7 protein-coding genes are annotated in these 7,975 nt (G+C 65.5%); 6 read left to right on the top strand and 1 reads right to left on the bottom strand.

Features of this window, described 5'->3' with window-relative positions; all coding sequences use genetic code 11:
- On the bottom strand, positions 1-882 hold an 882-nt coding region (locus ACFTOW_RS15865; protein WP_379917453.1), incomplete at its 3' end, for a fatty acid desaturase family protein.
- Between the two features lie 100 nt (positions 883-982).
- Here ACFTOW_RS15865 and ACFTOW_RS15860 point away from each other — a divergent pair.
- From ACFTOW_RS15860 to ACFTOW_RS15835, 6 genes are all read left to right on the top strand, one after another.
- Positions 983-1,963, top strand: a complete 981-nt coding sequence (locus tag ACFTOW_RS15860; RefSeq protein WP_379917451.1) for a zinc transporter ZntB — start codon at positions 983-985, stop codon at positions 1,961-1,963.
- An 81-nt stretch (positions 1,964-2,044) separates the two neighbouring features.
- Positions 2,045-3,802, top strand: coding sequence for a dihydroxy-acid dehydratase (gene ilvD / locus ACFTOW_RS15855; RefSeq protein ID WP_379917449.1), 1,758 nt, complete (start codon positions 2,045-2,047; stop codon positions 3,800-3,802).
- A 16-nt stretch (positions 3,803-3,818) separates the two neighbouring features.
- Complete coding sequence (locus ACFTOW_RS15850; protein ID WP_379917447.1) at positions 3,819-4,517, top strand: hypothetical protein; 699 nt, start codon at positions 3,819-3,821, stop codon at positions 4,515-4,517.
- 60 nt (positions 4,518-4,577) lie between these two features.
- Complete coding sequence (locus ACFTOW_RS15845) at positions 4,578-5,342, top strand: DUF6478 family protein (protein WP_379917444.1); 765 nt, start codon at positions 4,578-4,580, stop codon at positions 5,340-5,342.
- A gap of 12 nt (positions 5,343-5,354) precedes the next feature.
- A complete protein-coding gene (locus ACFTOW_RS15840; RefSeq protein WP_379917442.1) occupies positions 5,355-5,732 on the top strand; it encodes a hypothetical protein in 378 nt (125 codons plus the stop codon).
- A 162-nt stretch (positions 5,733-5,894) separates the two neighbouring features.
- On the top strand, positions 5,895-7,919 hold the full coding sequence (locus ACFTOW_RS15835) for an FAD-dependent oxidoreductase (protein ID WP_379917440.1): 2,025 nt from the start codon (positions 5,895-5,897) through the stop codon (positions 7,917-7,919).
- Positions 7,920-7,975: the final 56 nt, after the last annotated feature.

Genomic DNA, 7,975 nt, shown 5'->3' with positions numbered 1-7,975 from the left:
ACCCAACATTACAGAATCCAACTCAGGCTCAGACGCAAGCGCGCTCAAACACACCGATCGGCCCAAAAGCGATTCCCCTGCCCAATAGGGGGCCACCAGCAGCCGCATCAGCGGCCCGGCGCGGGTGGTGCGCACATTGCGCAGGGGATTGTCGGAAAACTCGACCGCGCCGTGTTCGGCGATGTTGCGGATGCGCAGCACAAGCTGGAACCACGTCAGCAACGGCAAGGCCCAGAAGGTCAGCCACCACCACCACGCGCCCACCGCCCACATCACGGCAAAGATCACCAGGTTGGCCAGCAGGGCGCGGCCAAGCTCGGGACCATTGAAGGCCTGTGACAGCTCTTGCGAGGTGGGCGCGCCTTCGACCTCTCCGGCCATCTTGAAGGCGAACATGATCTGCTGGCTGCGTTGCTTGAACCCGGTCTGCCCGGTGATGTCGCGGATCAGCTTGCGCCGCAGCGAGGCGGGCGTGGTCGGAAACGGTTTTGACAGGCGCAGGTCGGGGTCCTGTTCGGTCTGCGTGTAACGATGATGTTTAAGGTGATAGCGGCGATATTCGAACAGATCGGCCAGGATGGGCCGCCCGCACAGCCACTCGCCCGCAAACTCGTTCAGGCGGCGCGATCTGAACAGCGCCATATGCGCGGCCTCGTGCATCAGGATCGCCAGACCCAGTTGGCGTGACCCGATCAGCACGACCGCCAGAACAAAGGTCAACGGATTGGGCCAGACCGCGAAAAGCGCCAGCGCGCCCGCGATCACCGCCCAGGCGTGCAGCACCAGCCACGCGCCCCACAGGTCGGATCGTGCCGCAAGCGGGCGGATCTCGTCAGAGGTAAAGAGCTCCTTGCCGCGCGGGCCGAAGCTGGTGTCTTTCATGGCCGGTGCCTCCATATCGAAATGGTGCCGGGAGGGGCGCGCACCTGTCAATCGTAACGTGGGGTGGCATGGGCCGGGTGTGCGGGGCACTGTGCCGGGCATGAGCATCGATTCCCTACACACCGATCTGCCTGACTGGCTGTCCCTGCGTTTCGATGGCCAGGGCGGCGTGGAGGATCCGCCGGACCCCGCCGATGTTCCTGATGCGGGTTTTGACTGGATGCATCTGCGCCGTGATGCCGGTGAAACTGCAACGCGGCTGGCGGCGCTGGGGCTGGACGAGGTGGTCGTGCATGCCCTGACCGCGCAGGACACGCGCCCGCGCTGCACCGTGCACGGCGATGGCGTGTTGCTGTTGCTGCGCGGCGTCAACCTGAACCCCGGTGCCGACCCCGAGGATATGGTCAGCGTGCGCCTGTGGCTTGAAGAGCGCCGCGTCGTCGGCGTCTGGCTGCGCCCGTTGTATGCCGTGGGCGATGTGTTGGCCGCCGCGCGGCGTGGGCAGGGGCCGCAGAGCCCCGGTGACTTTGCCGCGCGGCTGGCGCTGCGGCTGGCAGACAGGGCCGATCCGGCGGTGGCCGCGATCAACGAGGCGGTGGATGATCTGGAAACCGATCTTGAGGCCATGTCTGGCACGCAGATGCGCCGCCGCCTGTTGGACCTGCGGCGTCAGGCCATCATCCTGCGCCGCTACATGCTGCCGCAGCGCGACGCGCTGAGCACCTTCGAGATCGAGGATCTGGCGTGGTTGCGCGCCCGGGACCGCACCCGCCTGCGCGAGGCGGCCGAGCGGGTGGCGCGGCTGGGCGAGGATCTGGACGCTTTGCGCGACCGTGCGCAGGTGGTGCAGGACCACTTGATGGATCAGCGCGCCGAGGCGATGAACCGCCAGATGTTGCTGCTGTCTGTCGTGGCGGCGGTGTTTCTGCCGCTGGGCCTGCTGTCAGGCATGCTGGGCATGAATGTGGGCGGTCTGCCGGGGGCCGATCTGGCGTCTGCGTTCTGGATCGTCACGGCCGGAATGGTGGCGATCGGCGGCGGGCTGTGGCTGCTTTTCCGCTGGCTGGGCTTTCGCGCCTGATCTGTCGTGCGCGTTTCGCCTTGTGACTTTCAGGGGCGTTGATTATTCCCTGAACGCAACATTGTTTCCCGGGAGGTCGCCATGACGAAATTCGACAAGTCCAAGCTGCCCAGCCGCTATGTGACAGAAGGCCCCGAGCGCGCGCCGCATCGGTCCTATTACTATGCCATGGGCATGACCGAGGCCGAGATCCACCAGCCTCTGGTCGGTGTCGCCACCTGCTGGAACGAGGCCGCGCCCTGCAACATCGCGCTGAGCCGTCAGGCGCAGGCGGTCAAGGGCGGCGTGAAAGAAGCGCATGGCACACCGCGCGAGTTCACAACCATCACCGTGACCGATGGCATCGCGATGGGTCACGAGGGAATGCGATCATCTCTGGCCAGCCGCGAGGCGATTGCAGATACGGTCGAGCTGACGATGCGCGGGCATTGCTATGACGCCATCGTGGGTCTGGCGGGTTGCGACAAGTCGCTGCCGGGCATGATGATGGCGATGGTGCGGCTGAACGTGCCATCGGTGTTCATCTATGGCGGGTCGATCCTGCCGGGCAAGGCGCCGCAGATCTCGGAAATCCCCGAATCCTTCCGCAGCCGCGACCTGACCGTGCAGGACATGTTCGAGGCCGTTGGCTGGCACCAGAACAACCAGATGTCCGACAAGGCGCTGGACGCTCTGGAACGTGTGGCCTGCCCGTCGGCGGGGGCCTGTGGCGGGCAGTTCACCGCGAACACCATGGCCTGTGTGTCCGAGGCGATCGGTCTGGCGCTGATGAACAGCTCGGGCATGCCCGCCCCTTATGAATCGCGCGATCAGTATGCCGAGGCGTCGGGCCGGGCGGTGATGGACCTGCTGGCGAAAAACATCCGCGCCCGCGATGTGGTCACCCGCAAGTCGCTGGAAAACGCCGCGCGCGTGGTGGCCTGCACAGGTGGGTCCACCAATGCCGGGCTGCACCTGCCCGCCATCGCCCACGAGGCGGGGATCGAGTTTTTCCTTGAAGATGTCTGCGAGATTTTCCGCGACACACCCTATTTCGTGAACCTGAAACCGGGCGGCGATTACGTGGCCAAGGATCTGTATGACGCGGGCGGCGTGCCGGTGGTGATGAAAGAGCTGCGCAAGGCGGGCCTGATCCACGAGGACTGCATGACCGCCACGGGCCGCGCCATCGGCGAGGAACTGGACCTGATCGAGCGCGAGGCCGATGGCAAGGTGATCTATCCCATCGAGACGCCGATCACGAAAACCGGCGGCGTCGTCGGCCTGAAGGGCAATCTTGCTCCGCAGGGGGCCATCGTGAAGGTGGCCGGGATTTCCGAGGAGCATCAGCGCTTTACCGGCCCTGCGCGGGTGTTCGAATGCGAGGAAGACGCCTTTGCCGCCGTCAAGTCGCGCGAATATCAAGAGGGCGAGGTCATCGTGATCCGCAACGAAGGCCCCGCAGGCGGGCCTGGCATGCGTGAGATGCTGGCCACCACCGCCGCTCTGTCCGGTCAGGGCATGGGCAAGAAGGTGGCATTGATCACCGACGGGCGTTTCTCGGGTGCGACGCGCGGGTTCTGCGTGGGTCACGTCGGCCCCGAGGCAGCGCATGGCGGGCCGATTGCCCTGCTGAAAAACGGCGACATGATCACCATCGACGCAGTCAGCGGGGCCTTGTCGGTTGATTTGAGCGACGACGATCTCGCCGCGCGCAAGGCCGACTGGAAAGGCCCGCGCAAGACGATCTATACCTCGGGCGCGCTGTGGAAATACGCGCAGCTTGTGGGCGAGACCTACAAGGGCGCCGTCACCCATCCCGGGGGCGAGGCCGAGTCTCATGTCTACATGGACCTCTAGGGTCAGGGGGCGGGGCATGCGCGTTCCCGCGCGCATCGCTGCCTGTCTGTGCGCGGTCTTCGCGCTGGCTGCGTGTCTGGACACGACGGGCGGCCAGACCGCAGGTGAAGGTGGGCGTGCCGTGCCCGTTGCGCGTCAAGTGACAATGGGCGACGGCGCAGTGATCGTGGTGCCGCCTGCGGGCTATTGCATCGACGACTCCAGCATCACCAGCCGTGCCTCGGGTGAATTTGCCCTGATCGCCAGTTGCGAATCCCTGACCGGCCGGCTGAGCACCGTGTCGGTTGAGCCTGCGGTGATCACCGTGACGGTTTCCAACCCCCGCGAAGGGCGCGAGCAGCCGCAGGCAGATCTGTTGTCCGGTGCGGTGCCGCAGGGCGTGGCCCTGATCGCGACGAACGGTGAAGGGCTGAGCATCGTGCAGGTCGAGGGCGATGACGGCGCCCTGCCGGGGGCGCGGGGCGACCGCAAACACTGGCGCGGGGCGATGGTGATCAACGACCGGCTGGTTGGGCTGGCGCTGTATGGCGCGCCGGGCAGCACCGTATCCGGCCCCGAGGGTGAACGTTTGCTGGAGGCGCTGGCCAAAGAGATCCGCGACCACAGCCCGCTGATGCAACGCCGCACGGCGCAGGACGCGGCCCCGACCCCAGACATGCCAGACGCGGCACGGCGGCAACCCTCGCGCGGTCTTTTGGGCCTTTTGTTTCCCTAACCCTTTTTCTTTATTCCTGCGACTCATAGAGTTTTTCAGAGTGCGACAGATGGGGCAGCCATGGCCGGACGGCTAATCAGAACGATCTTGTATCGCGCGTCGCTGCGGCGCTGGGCGTCGGCAGCAAAGGCGGCGGATGCCACCGACCTGGGGCTTTTGCGGGTGCAGCGCAGCCGCGCGCGGCAGTTGCGGCACCATCTGGACCAACTGATCTACAAGGCGGAAAACCGCATGGCGCTGCCGCTGATCGGTTCGTCCACCTTTCGCAAGCCAGCCAATGCCGACTGGTCCTGGCGACCCGAACTGTGGCGCGGCCCCTTGCCGGTGCCCGGCATCGCCTCGGCCCGCAGCAAATCGGTGCTGGGCGACGAGGTGACGCTGTTTCATGACTGCGACTTTTCGGAACTGACCCTGCGCCAGCTGCGCAACAGGCGCGAGGCCGATCTGGCCCCCTATGGCCTGCGCATGGACGTGTTCCGGTTCGACGGCTCGTACCTGTCGCTGGTGGTTGCGCTGCCGCCTGCGGCCACCGAAGGGCTCAAGCGGCGGCACCTGATCCGGATCGACACGATCGTCGAGATGGAAAAACCGCTGGAGATCTTTGCCCGGCTGAATATCAAGCATGGCCCCAACACCGAACAGATCGTGCGCGAACTGCCCCTGAACGAGGAAGAGGTGATGGTGGAATTCGATCTGGCCTACACCAAGCTGAACGAAAAGCGGGTTGAGCGCGCGTGGCTGGATCTTATTTTCGAAGGCCCCGAGATGAACCAGGTCACGATACGCGATCTGACCTTCAGCCGCCGACCGCGCGCGGAACTGTAACGGAGCGATGCCATGACCACCTTGAAGCTGACCAAGACGCGCCTGTTCGAAGGGGTGTGGGAGGGCGTGCTGACCATGGCCGATGGCGGCAAGAGCCAACCTGCCATAGCCGTCACGCATCTGGGTGCACCCATCGACGGGGTCGAGGTCACCGAGGATCGCGAACAGGGCCACTGGGTCGTGCGGGTGCCGGTGCCTGCGCACCTGCTGTCGGACGGGGTGACGACATTCGTGATCAGCGATCCCGACACCGGGGCCACGCTGGAAAGCTTCGCCGTGCTGGCAGGCGACGCCATGGGCGATGACATCCGCGCCGAACTGGACCTGCTGCGCGAAGAGTTGGACATGCTCAAACGCGCGTTCCGGCGGCATTGCGTGGAAACGATGTAGCGGCGCCAAGGTGACCGCTGCATCCGAAGCCAGAGCCGGTACAAATCCAATGTGGATTTGTGTGCAGACTTTTTGAAAAAGTCTGCCTGCGCCTGACGCGGCGTTGCGCGTGACAGGGCGGGCGGGCTGGCTTTCAATGCCTGCCAAATAGGGAGGCACGCCATGACGGAATACCCACACCTGCTGTCACCGCTCGACCTGGGCTTCACCACGCTGAAGAACCGCGTGCTGATGGGCTCGATGCACACCGGGCTGGAAGAGACGAAAGACTGGAACCGCGTCGCGGAATTCTATGCCGAGCGCGCGCGGGGCGAGGTGGGGCTGATGGTGACCGGTGGCATGGCCCCCAACCGCGAGGGCGGCGTGTTTCCGGGCGCGGCGGGGCTGTTCACGCCCGATGACATCGCCAATCATCGCATCGTCACCGACCGGGTGCATGATGCGGGTGGCAAGATCGCGATGCAGATCCTGCATGCCGGGCGCTATGCCTACAGCCCGGAATGCGTCAGCGCCAGCGGAGTCAAATCGCCGATCTCGCCCTTTCCGCCCAGGGAACTGGACGAGGCGGGCATACAGAAGCAACTGAACGACATCGCCACAGCCGCCGCCCGTGCCCGCGAGGCTGGCTATGACGGGGTCGAGGTGATGGGATCGGAGGGGTATTTCATCAACCAGTTCCTGGTGACCCACACCAACAAGCGCACGGATGACTGGGGCGGCAGTTACGAAAACCGGATGCGCGTGGCGATCGAGGCGGTCAAACGTGCCCGCGCGGCGGCCGGGGATGACTTCATCATCATCTACCGGCTGTCGATGATCGATCTGGTGCCCGATGGCTCGACCTTTGACGAGGTGGTGCAGCTTGCGCAGGAGGTCGAGGCGGCGGGTGCCACCATCATCAACACCGGCATCGGCTGGCACGAGGCGCGGGTGCCCACCATCGCCACATCCGTGCCGCGCGCGGCCTTTGCCTGGGTCACGAAAAAGCTGATGGGCAAGGTGGGCATCCCTGTCATCACCTCGAACCGGATCAACACGCCCGAGGTGGCCGAGCAGGTGCTGGCGGACGGCTGCGCCGATATGGTCAGCATGGCGCGCCCGATGTTGGCGGATGCGCATTTCGTGGCCAAGGCCCGCGCGGGCCGGGCCGATACCATCGCGCCCTGCATTGCCTGCAATCAGGCCTGTCTGGATCACACGTTCAGTGGCAAGATCAGCTCCTGCCTCGTGAACCCGCGCGCGTGTTTCGAGACCGAGATCGTGATCGAACGCGCCAGTATGGCAAAACGCGTGGCCGTCGTGGGAGCGGGGCCGGCGGGGTTGTCGGCGGCCCTGACTGCGGCAGAGCGCGGCCATAGCGTGACCCTGTTCGACAAGTCCGACCGGCTGGGCGGGCAGCTCAACATGGCCCGCGTCATTCCGGGCAAGGAAGAGTTTCACGGGCTGGTCGACTGGTTCGCCACGATGGTGGCCGATGCGGGTATCACGGTACAGCTGGGCGTCGAGGCGGGACTGACCGATCTGGCCGGGTTCGACGAGGTGATCATCGCCACCGGCGTCGTGCCGCGCGATCCGGGCATTCCGGGGCAGGACGGGCCGAACGTGCTGTCCTATATCGACGTGCTGGCGGGACGGGCGCAGGTGGGCGCGCGCGCGGCCATCATCGGCGCGGGTGGAATCGGGTTCGACGTGGCCGAATTTCTGACCACCGATCATTCGACCACCACCGACCTGCCGGAATGGATGCGCGAATGGGGCGTGACCGATCCTGAACAGGCGCGCGGTGGGCTGGCGGCACAAGGCCCGCAGCCTCATGTACCGGCCCGGCAGGTTACGCTGCTGCAACGCAAGGCCAAGGCATTGGGCAAGGGTTTGGGCAAGACCACAGGCTGGATTCACCGCGTGGCGCTGCGGATGAAAGGCGTCGAGATGCTGGGCGGCGTGAACTACGAACGCATCGACGCCGAAGGCCTGCATGTCAGCTTTGGCGAGGCACGCGAGCGGCCAACGCTGATCGCTGTGGATACCGTGGTGTTGTGCGCAGGGCAGGTGCCGGAACGCACGCTGGCCGATGCGCTGGAGGCCGAGGGCATCCCCTGTCACGTCATCGGCGGTGCGGATGTGGCCGCTGAACTGGACGCCAAGCGCGCAATAGATCAGGGCACAAGACTGGCGGCGGTCCTGTAACCTCGCCTCGCCGGCGCTGAATGGTCGCGACCCGGAAGCGTCGCAGGGCAATCCGT

This window comes from Lacimonas salitolerans, assembly GCF_042677865.1.
GTDB lineage: Bacteria > Pseudomonadota > Alphaproteobacteria > Rhodobacterales > Rhodobacteraceae > Lutimaribacter > Lutimaribacter salitolerans.
Note: the sequence above shows the minus strand (reverse complement) of the source record. Positions and strands in the feature narration are given on the sequence as shown.